The sequence below is a fragment of the Nitrospiraceae bacterium genome, from assembly GCA_019637075.1.
GTDB lineage: Bacteria > Nitrospirota > Nitrospiria > Nitrospirales > Nitrospiraceae > JAHBWI01.
Map to the genome: position 1 here is coordinate 35468 of JAHBWI010000005.1, position 18157 is coordinate 53624.

Annotated in this window: 15 protein-coding genes and 1 tRNA gene; 4 read left to right on the forward strand and 12 right to left on the reverse strand. The window is 59.5% G+C overall.

Going from position 1 to position 18157, the window contains the following annotated elements:
* Nucleotides 1-12: 12 nt before the first annotated feature.
* The 8 genes from fliF to KF814_13940 form a co-directional block, all read right to left on the reverse strand.
* Nucleotides 13-1569 (reverse strand): flagellar M-ring protein FliF, encoded by a 1557-nt coding sequence (gene fliF / locus KF814_13905; protein MBX3237239.1) that lies wholly within the window; start codon nucleotides 1567-1569, stop codon nucleotides 13-15.
* 49 nt (nucleotides 1570-1618) lie between these two features.
* Nucleotides 1619-1933, reverse strand: coding sequence for a flagellar hook-basal body complex protein FliE (gene fliE / locus KF814_13910; protein ID MBX3237240.1), 315 nt, complete (start codon nucleotides 1931-1933; stop codon nucleotides 1619-1621).
* A 2-nt stretch (nucleotides 1934-1935) separates the two neighbouring features.
* Nucleotides 1936-2385: a flagellar basal body rod protein FlgC gene (gene flgC, locus KF814_13915; GenBank protein ID MBX3237241.1), complete on the reverse strand. Its 450-nt coding sequence runs from the start codon at nucleotides 2383-2385 to the stop codon at nucleotides 1936-1938.
* A 35-nt stretch (nucleotides 2386-2420) separates the two neighbouring features.
* Nucleotides 2421-2828 (reverse strand): flagellar basal body rod protein FlgB, encoded by a 408-nt coding sequence (flgB, locus tag KF814_13920; protein ID MBX3237242.1) that lies wholly within the window; start codon nucleotides 2826-2828, stop codon nucleotides 2421-2423.
* Nucleotides 2829-2978: 150 nt separating this feature from the next.
* A complete protein-coding gene (locus tag KF814_13925) occupies nucleotides 2979-4397 on the reverse strand; it encodes a sigma-54-dependent Fis family transcriptional regulator (GenBank protein MBX3237243.1) in 1419 nt (472 codons plus the stop codon).
* Nucleotides 4394-5689 (reverse strand): PAS domain-containing protein, encoded by a 1296-nt coding sequence (locus KF814_13930; GenBank protein MBX3237244.1) that lies wholly within the window; start codon nucleotides 5687-5689, stop codon nucleotides 4394-4396. The genes KF814_13925 and KF814_13930 overlap by 4 nt, the downstream gene beginning before the upstream one ends.
* The gene (locus KF814_13935) at nucleotides 5686-7848 is read right to left on the reverse strand and encodes a tetratricopeptide repeat protein (protein ID MBX3237245.1); all 2163 of its coding nucleotides are present in this window, start codon (nucleotides 7846-7848) and stop codon (nucleotides 5686-5688) included. Before KF814_13935 ends, KF814_13930 begins: the two co-directional genes overlap by 4 nt.
* Before the next feature lie 170 nt (nucleotides 7849-8018).
* Entirely contained in the window at nucleotides 8019-9434 is a 1416-nt protein-coding gene (locus KF814_13940; protein ID MBX3237246.1) for a sigma-54-dependent Fis family transcriptional regulator, read from the reverse strand.
* Between the two features lie 263 nt (nucleotides 9435-9697).
* On the opposite strand from KF814_13940, the gene KF814_13945 reads away from it, so the two are divergent.
* The 3 genes from KF814_13945 to KF814_13955 all read left to right on the forward strand — a co-directional run bounded on the left by KF814_13945 (nucleotide 9698) and on the right by KF814_13955 (nucleotide 10694).
* A tRNA-Thr gene (locus KF814_13945) sits at nucleotides 9698-9772 on the forward strand.
* Between the two features lie 177 nt (nucleotides 9773-9949).
* On the forward strand, nucleotides 9950-10315 hold the full coding sequence (locus KF814_13950) for a PilZ domain-containing protein (GenBank protein MBX3237247.1): 366 nt from the start codon (nucleotides 9950-9952) through the stop codon (nucleotides 10313-10315).
* Nucleotides 10316-10352: 37 nt separating this feature from the next.
* Entirely contained in the window at nucleotides 10353-10694 is a 342-nt protein-coding gene (locus tag KF814_13955) for a PilZ domain-containing protein (GenBank protein MBX3237248.1), read from the forward strand.
* Here the strand turns inward: KF814_13955 and KF814_13960 are convergent.
* The 4 genes from KF814_13960 to KF814_13975 form a co-directional block, all read right to left on the reverse strand.
* Complete coding sequence (locus tag KF814_13960; protein MBX3237249.1) at nucleotides 10691-12103, reverse strand: sigma-54-dependent Fis family transcriptional regulator; 1413 nt, start codon at nucleotides 12101-12103, stop codon at nucleotides 10691-10693. The genes KF814_13955 and KF814_13960 overlap by 4 nt on opposite strands.
* 8 nt (nucleotides 12104-12111) lie before the next feature.
* Nucleotides 12112-12759 carry a hypothetical protein gene (locus KF814_13965; GenBank protein MBX3237250.1) on the reverse strand — a complete coding sequence of 216 codons (648 nt, stop codon included), beginning with the start codon at nucleotides 12757-12759 and terminating at the stop codon, nucleotides 12112-12114.
* Nucleotides 12760-12878: 119 nt separating this feature from the next.
* Complete coding sequence (locus KF814_13970) at nucleotides 12879-14354, reverse strand: HAMP domain-containing histidine kinase (GenBank protein ID MBX3237251.1); 1476 nt, start codon at nucleotides 14352-14354, stop codon at nucleotides 12879-12881.
* A gap of 129 nt (nucleotides 14355-14483) precedes the next feature.
* A complete protein-coding gene (locus KF814_13975) occupies nucleotides 14484-15299 on the reverse strand; it encodes a hypothetical protein (GenBank protein ID MBX3237252.1) in 816 nt (271 codons plus the stop codon).
* 221 nt (nucleotides 15300-15520) lie between these two features.
* On the opposite strand from KF814_13975, the gene clpB reads away from it, so the two are divergent.
* On the forward strand, nucleotides 15521-18124 hold the full coding sequence (clpB, locus tag KF814_13980; protein MBX3237253.1) for an ATP-dependent chaperone ClpB: 2604 nt from the start codon (nucleotides 15521-15523) through the stop codon (nucleotides 18122-18124).
* Nucleotides 18125-18157 lie beyond the last annotated feature (33 nt).

The following is an 18157-nucleotide window of genomic DNA, read 5'->3' on the forward strand; positions in this document are numbered from 1 at the left end:
GAGGGAGTCTGCCTATGCGTTATTCTTCAGCCATTGTTTCACGACGACGGCCGTGTTGGCGGGGTTGCTCTTGGCCATCTCCAGGATCTGGGCCGGTTGCTTGCCGACGATGGCGGCTTCCACCTGGCCCACCGAGGCCGGCAATGTCGGAGTCTCCGCCGGGATCGGCGGTGCCGCCGTAGCGGCCAGCATTCCCAAGAGCGGACGGACGACCATGAAGAGAATGAGCAAGAAGAGCACGCCACCGACCGCATACCGCACGTAGGGCATCCACATCTTCGTCGATTCAACCGCCGCTTCCACGCCGGGTCCGGCCGGTTCTTCGGATGCAAAGCCGAACTGCACGTTGACCACCTCGACCTGGTCTTGCCGCTCCGCAGAGTACCCCATGGCCTTCTTCACGATCTCCTCGAACCGCTTCATTTCCTCCTCGGTCCGCGGCACATACTTCTTCGGCGTCTCGGCGGCACCCTCGGCGGCCTTCGCGGCTTCATAACTGCCATCGACGAGTACTGCGACGGACAACTTCTTGATCGTTCCGGTCGGTTCGACGATGCGCGACACGGTCCGGCTGATCTCGTAGTTCACGGTCTCGTTCTTCGTCTGATTACTGTTCGAGCTGGTCTGGCCGCCCTCGCCTTCGGCGCCTCCCGGCACGTTCGATTCGACGCCGGGCACTCCGCCGGATGCGGCATTCACGCCGCTGGATTTCTCCTGCCCCCGCTGCTCGCTTCGCACCACCTGCCCGTTCGGGTCGAACCGCTCCTCGGTCGTTTCGATCTTGCGGAAATCCAAGACACTCGACACCCTCACGACGGCCTTGTTCAGGCCGACGATCTTTTCGAGCATCGTCTGGATACGGGATTCGATGTCCTTCTCGAGTGTGCGCTGGTATTCCAGCTGAGTCCCGGAGAGACCGGCCGTTTCATCGGTGGATACGTTCGAGAGCAAATTCCCATGCCCGTCGACGACGGTCACGTCACGCGCTTGAAGCCCTTCCACGCTGCTCGAGACGAGGTGAACCACACCCTGGATTTGCGCGCGGCTCAGAGATTGACTGGCCCGCAAGGCGATCACCACGGAGGCGCGGGGTCGATCCTGTTCCGTTGCAAAGAGCTTTCGTTCCGGCATCGCCAGGTGCACGCGCGCGCGCTCCACCTCCGGCATTTGCGCGATGGTTCTGGCCAATTCTCCCTGAAGCGCCCGTCGATAGTTGAGCTTTTGCACAAAGTCCGACATGCCCAGCGTCGACCGGTCGAAGATCTCATAGCCGACACCGCCGCCGTGCGGCAGTCCTTGGCTTGCCAATTCCAGCCTGAGGTCATGCACCTGCGCGTTCGGCACAAGGATGGTCGTGCCGCCGTTGGTGGTCTCATACGGCACCTTGCCGTCCTTGAGCTTGTCGATGATCGATGCCGCGTCATCCGTCGCCAGGTTGGCAAAGAGCACCTGCATGTCCGGCTGTTGGGTCCACAATGTGACGGCAATCAGACCGGCCACGGACCCGGCAAGGGCAAGGAGAATGATGAAGCGCTGGCTGATCGTGAATTGGCTGAAGTTCGGCAACATAGCGAGAACAATCCTTTAGTCCGGACGCCTGCGTACGGAGGGCCTGTCGTCAGATCTGCATGCGCTGAATTTCTTCGTAAGCGGAGATCAGCTTATTGCGCACCTGCATCATCAATTGAAACGACACGTCGGCCTGTTGCAAAGCGACCATCGTTTGGTGAATGTTCTGCGACTGCCCGGTCACCAAATCTTCAACCGCCTTGCTGGCGCCGCTTTGGGCCTGATTGATGGAACTGATCGCATCCTTGAGCGAGCCCATGAATTGCGAGGTGGCGCCCGGTTCCGCAGATTGTCCCGGAGCAAGAATGTCGGCGACGTCGGGCGGACGAGGCACGCTCATGCCCGTGAGTTTGAGGTCTGTCATGACTATTTCCCGATCTCCAGCGCGCGATTCCACATCGTACGCGCGGCGGTGATGGCTTGCACGTTGGCTTCATAGGCGCGGGAAGCGCCGATCATATTGACCATTTCCTCCATCACGTTCACATTGGGCATCTTGACGTAGCCGTTCTTGTCGGCGTCGGGATGGCGCGGGTCGTAGACCGTTTGTCCGGGCTTGGTGTCCTCAACCACGCGCGTCACCTTGACGCCGTCCAGCGCATGCGCACCGGGTCCCGACGCCGCCTGGCGCAGTGCGCGCTGAAAGGCCCCTCCCACAGGAGCGGATTGAAACACGACGTCGCGGCGCCGGTAGGGCCCGCCGGCGCTCGTCCTGGTCGATTGGGCGTTCGCCAGGTTGCTCGCAATGACGTTCAAACGGTGCCGTTGCGCATCCAGAGCCGACACCGACACAGCAAGACTATCGGTCATATCCATCGGTCACCTCGCGGTTGAAGCCCGGATTCCGGGCGTTAACGTCCTTCGCGGATCGCGGCCAACAACGACCGGAACCGCATGCTGATGATGGTTGCCGCCGTGTTGTACTGCATGGCGTTGTCTGACATCTTGGCCATTTCCAACTCGATGTTGACGGTATTCGCGTCAAGCGGCAGATCTCCCGCCCCGACTTCCTCAATCCGTCCCGTCACCCGTTGGAAGCCGTCACCCTTGGGTCCGATGTGGGTGGGATGAGTCGATACCAGCGTGATGGGAAGCTTGCCTCGCTGAGCCGAGGCTAACGCTTCTCCGAAGTTCAGCTCCGTGGCACGGTATCGGGGCGTCTCCTCGTTCGCGATATTCGCCGCGATAACCTTCTGCCGGGCCCCCCGGAGATCCAACGATCGCTCCAACAGATGCATCGTCTTGTCGATGATGTTCATCCGCTCCCCCCTTCCTGCAACAATACGGTGCAATCGGCATACCCGCCCCGTTCACCGAGCCTGCTGAAAACCCCCTCATCCGACAACCGGGCAAATGGATCCCCTGGGTAGTTTTCGCTGAAACCGGGCAATTTTTGCCGCCTATAGGCTTTAGGGCTTTTCTGCCGCCACTTGGTACCCCAGATCCCGATACTCGCGGAGTTTGTTCCGTAACGTACGGATGCTGATGCCCAGTTCTTTGGCCGCATGGGTCCGATTCTCTTTCACCCGTGCCAAGGTCTTGAAGATCAGGTCCCGTTCCATCTCCCAGAGCGAACCATGCGCAGACGAGGCCGGTACGGGCTCGACAACCTCCGGGTCCCTCGGCGGCACAGAGCCGTCTCCCCCCAGCAGATGCTCGACATCGACGACGCCACCGGAGGCCACGAGGATTGCGCGCTCCATGACGTTTTCCAGTTCGCGCACGTTACCCTTCCAGGTACGGCCCTGCAGCTCCCGGATGGCTCGCTCCGATAGTGTCGGCGCAGTCAGTCCATTACGCGCCGCCGAAGCTTTGAGAAAGTGGCGAGCCAGCAGTGGAATATCCCCCGTTCGCTCGCGCAGCGGCGGCACCGTCACGGGAAACACGTTCAACCGGTAAAACAAGTCCTCGCGGAACCGCCCCTGAGTGACCTCGTGATAAAGGGAGCGGTTGGTGGTGGCGATCACTCGAATGTTGACCGGGACCGGCTCGCGCCCGCCGATGCGATCGACTTCGCGCTCCTGGAGCACGCGCAGTAGCTTGGCCTGCAAACCGAGATTCATTTCGCTGATCTCGTCGAGAAACAGCGTTCCCGTATGGGCCATTTCGAATTTGCCGAGCTTGCGCTGAATCGCCCCGGTAAACGCGCCGCGTTCATGGCCGAAGAGTTCGCTCTCCAGGAGGCTGTCCGGAAGTGCCGCGCAGTTCAACGCCACGAAGGGGCGATGGGCACGCGGGCTCCGCGCATGGATGTAACGGGCCATCAGCTCCTTGCCGGTACCGCTCTCTCCGCTGATCAACACGGTGGCCTGGCTTGCAGCCACGCCTTCCAGCGTAGTCAGGAGCCGAATCATGCCGGGATCTTGCGTCAGGATGGCCCGCGCTTCCATCGTGACCGAGCCGGCCTGTTCATCGGGCACCGAACAAGCCTGCAGGTTCAGAATTACACGCTCGAGCAGGTCGGTGGAAAAAGGTTTGAGGATGTAGTCGTTCGCGCCGTATTTCATGGCCTCTACGGCCGTTTCCACGGTCCCGTAGGCGGTCATCAACACGATGGCGGTCTGGGGCGATTTCTGTTTGATCTCTTTGACCAGTTCCAACCCATTCATGCGCGGCATCTTCAGGTCGGTCACCACGAGCCAGGGTTTCAGACGCTCCACCTGCTCGAGAGCATCGGCCCCATCGATAGCCCCCTTCACCTGGAATCCCATGCGCCTGACCGTTTCAGACAGAGCCGTCCGCATAGAGGGTTCATCGTCGACGATCAACACTAAGCGGCTCTCCTCGCCGGACGATCCAGGGCCTTGAATGCCTTGATTGACGCTCATTCCTCATTCTCCTCTTCCGCCGATACCGGATCTGCAACCAACAAGTGTTGATAAGGGCTCTTGTCACCATGAGAGGTAGGCCGGCTGTCTCCTTGGACTGGTCCTTTGGGGAGGACGATAATGAAGGTCGTGCCTTGACCTGCGACACTTTCCACATCGATTCGTCCGTGATGCGCCTCGATCAGGGCATGCACGATGGCAAGGCCCAAACCAGTGCCGTGATCCTTCGTCGTAAAGAACGGGTCGAACACCCGCGAGAGGTGCTCCGGCGCAATCCCGCAGCCGGTATCGCTGACCGTCACCTGCACTTCGGATAGATCCGCGGATTCCGCCCGTTGGAGCGTCACCCCAATCGTCAAGGTGCCCCCAGTCGGCATGGCCTGCACCGCATTCAACACAAGATTTAACAAGACCTGCTTCATCTTGGCCGCATCGCACCAAAGCTGCGGCACGAGCGGATCCAGATGAAATCGTACTTCGATCGGCGCGGTCGAGATCGCGTGGGCCGCCAGCGTCAACACGTCGACGATCAACGGCTCGGTATCGTGCCAAGCGGCTTTCGAACAATCCGGCCTCGTATAGACAAGGAGATTGGATAACAGACGATCCATGGATTGGACTGCGACGGAGATGTGCTCGGCATATGCCCGAAGGTGAGGAAATTCCCGAAGGTCCTTGCGAAGCATCGAGGCGAACAGTTCCACGCTTCCCAGGGGGTTTCGAATCTCATGGGCGATACAGCCCACCATCTGGCCCATGGCTTCCAAGCGGTTTCGTCGCTGGAGTCGTTCCTCCAGCTGACGGATGCGAGTGACGTCGTGAATGAGGACCAGGCGACCGATAGAGGCACCGGATGCGTCGGTCAAGTCGGTCTGGGAAAGCGCAATCGCCACACCGTTGGGGAGGATCATCGGGTAGGCGCGATGGTCCTTCGTGATCTCGTGCAGGACTTCCGTGGCGGTCCTTCCACGAAGCCGCTCCTGCGGGATGCTCAACAACCGTTCGGCCGACTGGTTACACCGCACGATGATATCGCCGCGGTCCGCGACAATGACGCCGGTATCGAGAGACTCCAGCACGGCGGTCACATGGGCGCGCATTTCCTCGGTCTCGCGCAGATGCTCGCGCAGACTGGCGTTCGTCTGCGCCAACTCCAAATCCATCTGGTGTAGCCGTGTCGTGAGTGCGGCGTAGGATTGCTGCAGGACCGTCGCGGCCTGATCGAAGTCATGGAAGGCCCGGGTAAGGAGCTCGCTCTGGCCTTGCTGAGGAATCGGCAGAAACGCGGTCATGGACGACCTCCTTCGGCTTTGGCAGGCGACGACGTATCAGCCGCCAGCACGGCGGCGATTCGCTGCACCAGAATGTCGTCATTCTCCTTGAGTTCCTGCAGCCCCGCCCGAGCGAGTTCCGGCTGCTTGGCTTCTTTCGCCAAACGGACGATTTGAAACCGAATCCAGACCGTTTGATCAGCTGTCGGAGAGACCCCCAGCGCCTTTTGGTAAATCGTCATCGCCTTGGCATGCTGGTTGAGACGATGGAGGGCATCGGCATACAGAACCATTTCACCCGCGTTCAGCACGGCACCGGTCTTCGTCACCTCGTCATACGCCACAATGGCCTCGTCCAATCGCTTGGCCAGCGCTAGAGCGTTGGCGATTTTGAGCACCACCAACGGCCGCCGTTCGTCCTTGGGGTGATGCTGCAACCATTGCCGTCCGAGCTTGACGAGGGCCAGGTGGTTCCCCTCCTGACCCAACGCGGCCAGCAATCCCAGCAGAGACTCGGCGCCGAACCGTCCGATCGGATATTGCAACCGGTACCGCTCAAACACTGCGCGTGCCGCTTGCGGGTCTCTCTGGTCCAAATAACTTTCCCCCAGGCCCAGCAAGGCCGCCTCCTGAAGCTTTTCGGCGGCGGGGTCACGAATGACCGACTGATAAATCCGTGCGGCTTCGACGGGAAAGCCGGCCCGTCGATGGGCGTCGGCGATCCGGACGATCAGTTCGCTTCCCGCATAGAGTCGATCCGCGAACGGTCCGTGCTGGTGGTACATGGTCAAGAGTTCAAAGTCGTCGCCCTCTCTGATCGCCCGTTCCAACCGCGGCTGCAAATGTGCCACCAGACGCGCGCCGCTCTTTTCCGGCCAAGGATCACCCTCGATTTTTCCCGCTCGCTCCACCACCTTCTGGTAAATCGCGATCGCCTCGGCCTGCTTGCCCGCGCGCTCCTGCGCCTCACCGAGGTGAAACATCGCTTCGCTGCCGACGGTCGTGTCCTCGTATTCCTTTCCCATCGTCTCAAAGACTTCGTGCTGGCTCATTGTCTCGCCGGGATGCAGCGGAACATCCGAGATGAGCGCAGTCACGGTTTGCCGAAGGTTCACGGCGCCGTCGTCCGGCTCGGTGCGCGCGTCAACATCCGCGTAACGAATCCGCGCCATGCCGGAGACCGGCGTGCCTTGATACTGGCGTGTCGCCGCGGCATAGAAGAATCTGGCGGAGTTCCATTGGCCCGCATCGCGGAAGGTATCGCCCAAGTGAATCAGGACGAATGGGGCTTCTTGTTTGTGAGGAAAGACGTTGTAGAACAACAACAACTGTTGCCGGGCGACCGGCAGACGTTTGAATTCCGTGGCGGTATCCGCGTATCTGAGGAGGGCGTAGGGATCTTTACGGAAGATGCTGGGCCAACGCTTCGACGTCGCTTCAAAGAGTTCATCCGCATCCTTCATGCGCCCTTCTCGATATACCGCATGAGCCTGTGCCAGCATGGCGGCTGCCACCAGAACAGGGTCGGTCGTATGACGTCGGACCATCTCGAACGTCTGACCGGCCTCTCGCCACTTCGTCAAGCCGAGAAAGGCGTACCCCATCCCGAGAAGGGCCCGATTGGCATCGTAGGAATCGACGTCCGAATGTCCCAACGTCCGTTGATAGGCGACCTGTGCCTCCTGATACCAGCCTTGCTCCCGGTAGAGGTCGCCGATTCTCCATCCCGCGCGTCTGGCGTTGGTGGACTTGGGATCGTCCCGTAGCAGAGCCCGATAGCGTTCGATAACCTCAGAACGGCTCCCTTCGGTGCCCTGAAGCTTGAGTTGGGATTCTGCGAGAAACGCCTGAGCGGCGGCGATCAACGGATGGTCGGGGTTCTCCTTGGCAAACGCCAGGAAGGTCAGGCGCGCATCCAGCACATCGCCTTTTGAGAAGGCCGCGGCGCCGTGATCGAACTGCTCCCAGTCTTTACTGAGGGTTAGGCGTTCGAAACGAGGACCACCGTCCGGGAGTTGTGCGTGTAGGAGTTCCGAAGGTTCCGGGAGGGATTCAGGAATAGTCCGAACCTCGACGTCCCGACCAGCCCCTAGGGTTGAGTCCGCAATAGTCAGCAGGCAACCAAGCCCGACAAGGAGCGCACCCACCGCCAGCAATGTAGAGACCTGCGACTTTTGCACGGAAGTCAAAAGTCAGCAAGTCCCGTGCCCTCGCCCGGCAAGAAACTCAGTGGAAACAACGCGTGATTTGAAAGGGAAATTGGCCCACCTGACGCAGGCCGTCAGAAATCCCGACAGACAGGGCCTGCCGGGCGGTCAAGAAAATGACAGCCGTCAGCAGACTGGAAGGCTCAGTGCTGGACCGGGTACCCATGGCTCTTCGGGTCAAAGCCTTTGCGCTTGAGCTTTTCAACCAATGTGGTCCTGTTCAACTGCAGCAGTTGTGCCGCCCGGCTGGTGATGCCGTTGGCTTTTCGAAGGGCCTCTCCGATCAATCGATTCTCGTAGTGCTCCAGTTCCTTCGTCAAATTGATGCCGTCCTCGGAGAATCGAATAAACTGCTCTTGCGGTTCTGCTGCCTTGGACGCTGCGACCTTGAGCGTTCGCTCCGGCAGATCGCTCATCGTGATCCAGCCCTTCTTCTTCAAGACAACCAGCCGCTCGATCATATTCTCCAGTTCGCGGATGTTGCCGGGCCACTCATACTCCCCCATCCTCGCCAATGCATCAGGTTCCACCCCTGCAATGTCCGTGTGGCGCAGGTGATTGAACTGGCCGATGAAATGGTTGACCAACAGAGGGATGTCGCTCCGCCGATCCCGAAGCGGCGGAATATGGATGGGAATGACGTGCAGACGGTAAAACAGGTCCTGCCGGAATCGCTTCTCCTGAACGGCCTGTTCCAAATCCTGATTCGTAGCCGCGATGATCCGAACATCCACGTTGATCGTGCGCGTCCCTCCGACTCGCTCAAAGCACCGTTCCTGCAGCACCCGGAGGAGCTTTACCTGAAGCGGCAAACTCATTTCACCGACTTCGTCCAAGAATATCGTGCCTCCGTGAGCGAGTTCGAAACGTCCCAGGCGCGTGTGGGCCGCTCCCGTGAAGGCGCCTTTTTCGTGCCCGAATAGCTCCGATTCCAGCAAATTTTCTGGAATCGCGCCGCAATTGACTGGAACCAGTGGCCTGTCCCGCCGCATGCTATTGAAATGGAGCATACGCGCGATGAGTTCTTTCCCCGTCCCGCTTTCCCCTTGAATCAATACCGTGCTATCGCTATCTGCGACCTTTTCAACAAAATCCAGTACCCTCCGCATCGGAGCGCTCGTGCCGACCAAGTGCTCGAGTCGATACTGATCGCGAACCGCTTTGCGAAGGAGATGATTTTCCTGCTTGAGCCTGTGCACATCCAGGGCCTTCTTCACGATCACGGCAACGGTTTCCGGTTCGAACGGTTTGGTGACGAAATCAAACGCCCCGGCCTTCATCGCGCGCACGGCGTAGTCGACCGTCCCAAACCCCGTCATGACGATTGAAATGACTTTGGAATCAACCTTTGAAATTCGATCGATCACTTCGAGCCCATCGATGCCGGGCATCTGCAGGTCAGTCAACACGACGTGAACCGGTTGGTCCTTCACAGCTTCCACACCGGCCAGACCATCGGATACAACCGTCACTTGATACCCTTCGGCGGCGAGCGTTTCATTCAACACCTCGCGAACAGCGGGGTCATCATCGATCACGAGGATATGCGACTGGCTCATGGCTTGGCCTCCCGTCATAGTCCGCACAGGGCTCCCCGCCGGCTTTTACCAGCGAGCGGCTCGAAAGCTCCGTTGTCAGCGACGTACAAGTTGGCTTCAGCTTATGGGGAATTTCAATTGAATTCAAGGACGAGATGGCCCTACTCCTCGCTTTGGGGCCGAGTTCGCCTTAACGACCTTGACAGGCCGGCTTGGGAGATGTACGGTTTCCCGTTCGTTTTGGTAGTTACCCCGCTGATCAGACTGGTCGGTAGTCTCAGAGGGCTGGCGTAGCTCAATGGCAGAGCAGCGGTTTTGTAAACCGCCGGTTGGAGGTTCAATTCCTCTCGCCAGCTCCACACCTTCCGCTTCCCCTCATCGTACTAAACGGCTTCCCCTCGGGCAGTGCACCGCCCGGTATAGGCAATCCAAGTCCAGACGATCCCCCCGTTGGAGGTACCCAGTTTAGGGACTAGTCTCGCTCCTACCCCTCAGATACTCTGGGCACCTTCACGGGTAGCAAATGGAGTGCCGTCATGGAAGCTCGCTACAGCCAACGGGTCTCGGTTGAATGCGGGGTCGTATTTGCCGGTGACCATACGATTGGTGAAGGACGCACGCTCGATCTCTCCCTGCCTGGCTGCCTGCTCCAAAGTGCCACTCCCCTCATCGCCGGAGACTATGTCCAACTGCGGTTGTTTCTCCCCGATTTCGAAACTCCACTACATGTTCCTCTTGCGGCGGTGCGATGGGTGGATGGATCCCGAGTCGGAGTCGAGTTTATCCGGACATCACAAGAGGAACAACGACGGCTCAAGCAGTTCGTGCAGCAACGAATGCGGCGAAACGCAACAGCGACGTGGACGGAAGGTCTTGCGGTCATTGATGGCATGCAGTCCTGACCACGTTTCTCAACACGACCACCCTGAGGCCCATCGCATGGCACAACACTTTAAGATTCGGACGTACCATCGGGAACCGATTTGTGTGCCTGGCTACTATTTGTCAGGAGACTTCCTCGGAAAGGCGACGGTCTGGAACATCTCGACAGGAGGGTGGCACCTGCAAGGCGACCATCAGGTTAGAGTGGGGATGGAATTGTCGCTGCGTATTGAGTTGGCTCCCCATACCCGAGCGATTGAAGTCGAACAAGCAAGGGTTCAGTGGGTACGGGGGCTGGATTTCGGCGTTCGTATTGAAAAGATCGGTGCGCTCGCGGCGAAGCGATTGGGACAACTCGTTGGTACCAGCCGCCAAGAGTCTTACGCGGTCAGGCGCTAGGCTTCCTTCAGATCCTCCTCATCAGCCATCTCCGCGATCTCAGACTCAGTGCGCCCTTTCATCATAGAGGGATGAAGTCCGTATTTCTTGAGCATCTTGTAAAAATCAGCCCGGTACCGGCCGGCAAATTGGGCCGCGCGCGAAATATTCCCACCGGTCAACTGCAGGACATTCCTGAGATAGGACCGTTCGAACTCCTCCTTGGCCTCTGTCAGTGGCTTCAGGGCGACATCGGGTGCAGTCCCGACATTGGGCAGAAGTTCGGGGGTAACCATATCCTGCCGCGACATGACCACAGCTTTTTCAATGGCATTTTCCAATTCACGGACATTCCCCGGCCAGGGATACACCGTTAACCGATGCATGGCCGCGGGAGTGAACCCACGGACATCCTTCTTGGACAGTTTCGCGCTCTGCTTCAGGAAGTGCTGAGCGAGTAAGGGGATGTCTTCTTTACGTTCCCGCAAGGGGGGAATGGCGAGGGGAACCACGGAAATGCGGTAGTAGAGGTCATGGCGAAACGTACCCGCCTTAACGGCCTCACCAAGGTCCTTGTTCGTCGCCGCGATGATCCGCACGTCGACCTTTGTCGCATGCTCCGCCCCGACCTCGCGAACCTCCCGCTCTTGGACCGCACGCAGCAATTTGACCTGCATGGCCAAGGGCATTTCACCGATCTCATCGAGAAAAAGCGTGCCCCCGCTGGCACTCTGAAAAAAGCCACGCTTGGCCGCCATGGCACTGGTAAAGGCCCCGCGAACATGGCCGAACAGTTCACTCTCAAACAGCGTTTCTGGAATGGCAGCACAATTGATCGCGACAAACGGCCCTTTAGATCGCCGGCTGTTCGTATGGATCACCCGCGCAAGAACCTCTTTCCCCGTCCCGGTCTCGCCGACCAAGAGGATCGTCGCGTCCGAGTCGGCCACCTGCGCCACCTGCTGAAACAGCCGCTGCATCGCCGGACTGCGCGCAATCACATTCTCCAGTCCATACAGTTCCTTGACCAGAGACTTGAGACGCTGGATCTCACGGGACATCCGTTGCTGAGACAGCGCTTTATCGAGCGTGGCCTTCAGTTCCTTGTCATCGAAGGGTTTGGTCAGATAGCCGAACGCGCCCCGCTGCATCGCTTCGACCGCATTAGGAATGCTGCCGTGCGCCGTGAGAATGATGACCGGAAGCCCCGGCTGTGTTCGCAGCAAATCTTCGGTCAAGTCGAGCCCGTCTTCCCCGCGAAGCCGCAGGTCCGTGACCGCGATATCAAACGTCTCTTGCCGCGCCGCCGCAAGGGCATCCTGCCCGGTGGTACAGGGGGTCACGGCAAACCCCATCGCGGACAGCCGCATCTTCAGAAGATGCAACAACCCTTCGTCATCATCCACCATGAGAACGCGTTCTTGCTCCATATAGGTTCCTAGGGTTTTAATTGTTCCATCGGTTGAACAGGCAACACCGCGGCCGGCGGTTTGATCGGCCGAATCTTTTCCCGCATTTCTTGATCGATTCGCTTCAGGGCTTCGAGCTGGCTCGTGAGTTCTTCGATCTTCCGGTCCCGATCACCGATCTGGCGCTGCAAACTTTGCACCGTGAGCGGCTCCGCCGCGGGTCGCACGCTTTCACGCCTGGAACTCAGCGACTCAACCCGCTTTTCCTGCTCCTGCAATTCCCGTTGCAGCGTTTCCACCGATTGGGCTTCCAGCTCTTGCATGGCCCTCAGCTGCTGAATAACAAGTTCGCGATCGAGCAAATCCCTCACCGCGCGCTCGGTCGCTTGAGACAACATGCTATGAGCTTTGGCCGAAGCAGGGCCCGTGAGGACGGAGCGTACCCAGGACTGGTTCTCGGAGATCTCACCGGATTGCAGCAATTGAAGCCACAGACGACTCGACGCCGCCAACTGACTTTTGGGGGCTACAGCGATCACTTTTTCGAAATAACGGGTAGCCGTTTCCCGGTTTTCGTACAAGGCCGCCAACGCGCGCGTGAAGAATACATGATCGCACGTGTTTTTACTAGCACATTTGGAGGCTAACGTTTCTTCCCGCTTCGTCAACGTCTGCAATGCCTTCGTTTCTGCAGGATCAGCAAGGAAGTACGGTGTCTGAGCGGCAGGCGGAGCAATGGTGCTGCATCCCTGACAACTCAGCAGGACCGCGAGTGCATATCCCGAGTAGCGGAACATCATCCCACCAATGCGCCCGGTTTCGTCAGTCGCAAGATAAGCCGCACCGTTGTGCCCTTGCCCGTTTCACTTTCGACCCAAATTCTTCCACCATGCGCTTCCACCACGCGCTTGGCAAGCGCCAGTCCCAACCCGCTGCCGGCGGTCGCGTGCCGGGCCTTGGTCCGGCCCTGGTAGAACCGATCGAACACATGGGGAACCTCCTCGGCAGGAATTCCCGGACCCGCATCCGTCACCGACACGAAGAGCAAGCCCTCTTCCGATCCAGCGGTCATATTGAGTTTGACAACCCCGCCCTCCGGGCTGAATTTGAGCGCATTGGAAAGCAAATTGTCGAGCACTTGCTCAATGCGTGCCGTATCGGCCTTGACCCAGTGACGCTCGCGGGGAGCCTCGACGACCAATTGTACATGTTTTGCATCGGCGAGGAGACGAATCTTATTCACCGACACCTCCGCAATCTTGCGAAGGTCCGTCGGCACAAAGCGATACTCCAGCATCCCCGCTTCCATTTTGGACAGATCGAGAATGGTCGAGATCAGCGACATCAACCGCCGACTGCTGTCCGACATGATGCGCAACGTCGTCCGTTGGTCCTGCGTGAGCGGACCAGGAATCTCATCTAACAACAGGTGGGTCCCCTCCTGAATCGATGCCATCGGAGTCCGCAATTCATGCGACACGTGAGCCAAGAACTCGCTCTTGATGTCGTCCAGTTGCTGGAGTTTCTTCCCCATCCAATGCACCGTCTCGCTGAGTTCCCGCAGTTCCCGAGGAGCACGCATGTCCAGGGCCGCCTGGAAGTTCCCCTGCCCGATCTCCTGGATGGTCGCCTGAAGCCGTCTCAGGGGCCGGAGAATGTTATAGCTGGCGACCGCCGCCAACCCGAGACCGAACAGCAACGCCACCAGCACCAGTTGTTCGGTCACCGCCTCGGCCTGGACGGAACTGGCTCGGGACTGGTTCACCCCAATCGTGATCTGCGCCTCGTGCAGCCCAATGTAACTTTGCAGCGCGGAGGCCATCCGATCGGCCAGGGCGCTCCGACGCCCCTCATACCCTGCCGCCGACTCCTGTGGGGACGCGGCCGGACCGGCCAATTGCGAATGGAACAGGGCCAAATGCTCCTGTTGCACCCGTTCGACCTCCTTCAACAGCTGAATGCCCTGCTCGGCCGACTCCCTCGTCTGTAGCATCTGCAGCGCATGCTGGAATTCTTTCGTTTCCTCGTCGAAACTTTCGAGAAACGTCGCAGCCGGCACGGCGAGATATTTCTTTTGACTCTGCACTTGCGTGTAAAACGAAGCCAGAAGATGCTTGGCGGACTCGATTTCCGGATGATGCCGTGACACGACCTCCGAGCTGAGATCCGCGAGATTTCTGATTTGCAGCAGGGCGTAGACATTCACGGCGGCCATGACACCGATGATCACGAGATAGGTCAGAACCAACCGCCAGAAGATGGAAAGCCGCACGCCGCCCCCTTACCGGAGATGTGCAGTGGAAGACGCCTACACCTGTAGGTCCAGCCATACACCAGAACTGCAAGGGGCTCAACTTTTTCCGATGTTTCGACCGGGAGTGAAGGGAAATCCCGACGAGCCTCACCGGGGACGCTCGTCGAACTGCGCTTGGTAGAGCCGCTGACGGCGGGAAGTCGAGGTCAGTGCCAGGAACAGATGCCCGCGGAACAGCAACATGGCAACCGTCAGCGGCGGGGTCAGGAGAAACGCCATCACACCGGTCACTTCGGCCGCGATCCCGAGATCGGTCAACCAGGCGGTCAAGATGGTGAACGGCAAGATCAGCAGATGCATGAAATCCAAACCGGCGCCCCGCCCCAACCGACTGGAGAGCTTGAAAAACAACGAGAGCCCCAAAGGGGCCAACACGAGGGCCAGCGGCAAGAACCATTCGATCCAGTTGTCCAAGACGAAGTCGTAACTCCGTTTAAGGACATCCAGCGGCGAATCATGCCTCGTGAGGTAAATTACCTCGGGGGCGGCATTGAGGAGAATGAACAGGAGGAGGAAACAGGCGGCCACCAGAAACTGGCTGTCCGGATTTGCCTGGAGGCTGGTGTCGAGTAAAAGCGTGGGAAGCCACAACACAAAGCCCACGCTGATCACATCCCAAAAGTAATGGCCCATGCTGTCCATAACGTCGCGCGGGGTCATCGACCGCATGCCGCGGACGGATTGCTCCACGAGGCTGAGCGTGGCCCCGATCAACAAGGCGTTCACCGCGCCCAGGATGAATCCGCCGGCCATGCCGAGAGGCCGAGCGAGCATCCCCGCAAGCACCATCAAGACCCCGAACACCACCACCGCGACGATCGTCACCCACCCGCGGACGAGTGAGCGCACCGTCGCGCGAAAGGCATCGCGATACAGGCGCAGCGTCAAGGTCACCAGAGTCAATTCGCGCTCCCTGCCAGGAATAGCTCGGTCGGAGACACGACGGTGGACGGGCGTCTTCCAACCGGACGAAGCCGGGACAATAGTCTGGAAATCCCGAAGAGGTCAAGTCAGGCGTGGAGCAGAAAATGGCCGGAGCCGTCCCAACCCATCACGCTATTGACTTGTTCGGCCAGGTGATTATCCTTTGTGCAACAAGGCATTGAACCATCCAGGAGTCACCGATGGACATGAATCGCATGACCGTCAAGCTTCAAGAGGCCCTGCAAAGCGCCTCGTCCAACGCTATGCGCCGAGGCCACCAGGGCATCGACGCCGAGCATGTCCTATTGTCGCTCTTGGAACAGGAACGCGGCGTGACAACCGCCCTCCTGGAACAGGCCGGTGTATCTCCCGGCGCGGTCAAGCAAGCCGCGGAACAGGCCCTGTCGAAAATTCCCCAAGTCCAAGGCCCCGGCGCCGCCCCGGGGCAAATTCATCTCACCCCGCGCTTGGCCCAGATCCTCACCAAGGCCGAGGACAGCATGAAGGAGCTGCGGGATGAGTTCATCAGCGTGGAGCACGTCCTCCTTGCCATGGTCGAAGAGGGGGGGATATTCCGGCGCCTCAACCTCACCAAAGACAAGTTGTTGGGGGCACTACAACAGGTGCGAGGCAACCAACGGGTCACAAGCCAGGATCCCGAAAGCACCTACCAGTCCCTTGAGAAATACGGTCGCGACCTCACCCGCTTGGCCGGGCAAGGCAAGCTCGATCCTGTCATCGGGCGGGACGACGAAATCCGGCGCACGATTCAGATCCTCTCCCGGCGCACCAAAAATAACCCGGTCCTCATCGGTGAGCCCGGAGTCGGGAAAACCGCCATCGTGGAAGGCCTCGCCCAGCGTATCGTGAAGGGCGACGTCCCGGATGGACTGAAACAGAAGCGGCTCATCGTCCTCGATATGGGCGCGCTCGTTGCTGGGGCCAAGTTCCGGGGCGAGTTCGAAGAGCGGCTCAAGGCGGTGCTCAAGGAGATCCAGGCCTCGCAGGGACAGGTCTTGCTGTTCATCGACGAAATCCACACCGTAGTCGGAGCCGGCGCCGCGGAAGGCTCGATGGATGCGGCGAACCTGCTCAAGCCGATGTTGGCACGCGGCGAACTCCACCTGATCGGCGCCACCACCTTGGACGAATATCGCAAACACATCGAAAAGGATGCCGCGCTGGAGCGCCGCTTCCAAACCGTTCTGGTGGATCAGCCCAGCGTCGAAAACACCATCTCGATTTTGCGCGGTCTCAAAGAGCGCTATGAAGTCCATCACGGGGTGCGGATCAAGGACGCGGCGCTCGTCGCGGCGGCCAAACTCTCGAACCGCTACATCGGCGATCGCTTCCTGCCGGACAAGGCCATCGACCTGGTGGACGAAGCGGCCGCTCGTCTCCGCACCGAAATCGACAGCCTGCCCGGCGAACTCGATGAAGTCTCCAGGAAGGTCCTCCAACTCGAGATCGAACGCGAGGCCCTCAAAAAAGAAACGGACCAGGGCAGCAAGACCCGGCTTCAGGCCATTGAAAAAGAACTGACCGAGCGCAATCGGGATCTCCAAGCCTTAAAAACACGTTGGGAGTCCGAAAAGGCGTCCGTCGCCAAATTGCGAAAGACCCGGCAACAGATCGAAGAAGTGAAACTGACGATTGAACGGGCTGAGCGGGCCTACGACCTGAACAAGGTCGCGGAGCTCCGGTACGGCGAGTTACCCCGGCTGGAGCGCGAATTGGAACTCGAACAGCAACACCTCGGGAAGAAACAAGGTGAGAGCCGTCTCCTGAAGGAAGAAGTGGACAAAGAAGACATCGCCGAGGTCGTCAGTCGGTGGACCGGCATCCCCGTCACGCGCCTGGTGGAAGGCGAGCTTGAAAAGCTGTTGAAGCTGGACGAGCTGCTTCACAAACGCGTCGTCGGTCAGGAGGAAGCCGTATCCGCCGTCGCCGACGCCGTGGTGCGGGCCCGTTCCGGCATCAAAGATCCCAACCGCCCGATCGGTTCGTTCCTGTTCCTCGGTCCGACCGGGGTGGGCAAGACCGAACTCGCACGGGCGCTTTCTGCCACACTGTTCGACGACGAAGCCAACCTGATTCGGATCGATATGTCCGAATACATGGAAAAGCACACCGTCGCCCGCTTGATCGGCGCGCCTCCAGGCTACGTTGGCTACGAGGAAGGCGGCCAGTTGACGGAAGCCGTCCGACGACATCCCTTCTCGGTCATCCTGTTCGATGAAATCGAGAAGGCACACCACGATGTTTTCAATATCCTGCTGCAGGTCTTGGATGACGGTCGGTTGACGGACTCTCAAGGTCGCACGGTGGATTTTAAGAACACCGTGTTGATCATGACCTCCAACATCGGCAGCCATCATATCTTGGATGCACAACAGGCGGGCGCGTCCTACGAGACGATGCGCGCGCAGGTCACGGGCGAGTTGCGGAAGCACTTCCGCCCCGAGTTCTTAAACCGTGTCGATGAGATCGTGGTGTTCCACGCGTTGACGGGTGATCACTTGAGCCGCATCGTGGAGATTCAGCTGGAACGGCTGCACGCCCGGCTGGCCGAGCGTCGCATCACCCTGAACATCACGCCGGCAGCATTGAGGAACCTCGGCGAGCGCGGCTATGACCCGATCTACGGGGCACGCCCCCTGAAGCGCCTCATTCAGCAGGACATCGAAACACCGATGGCGAGACAATTGATCAAGGGAGAGCTGCGGGACGGCGATACGGCCACGGTGGATCTCAAGGACGGCCACATCGTGATTGTGCCGACCGTGGCGCCCTCCAACGGGTAAATCGGACGGAGAGAGGTCGATCGCGCCCCGGGC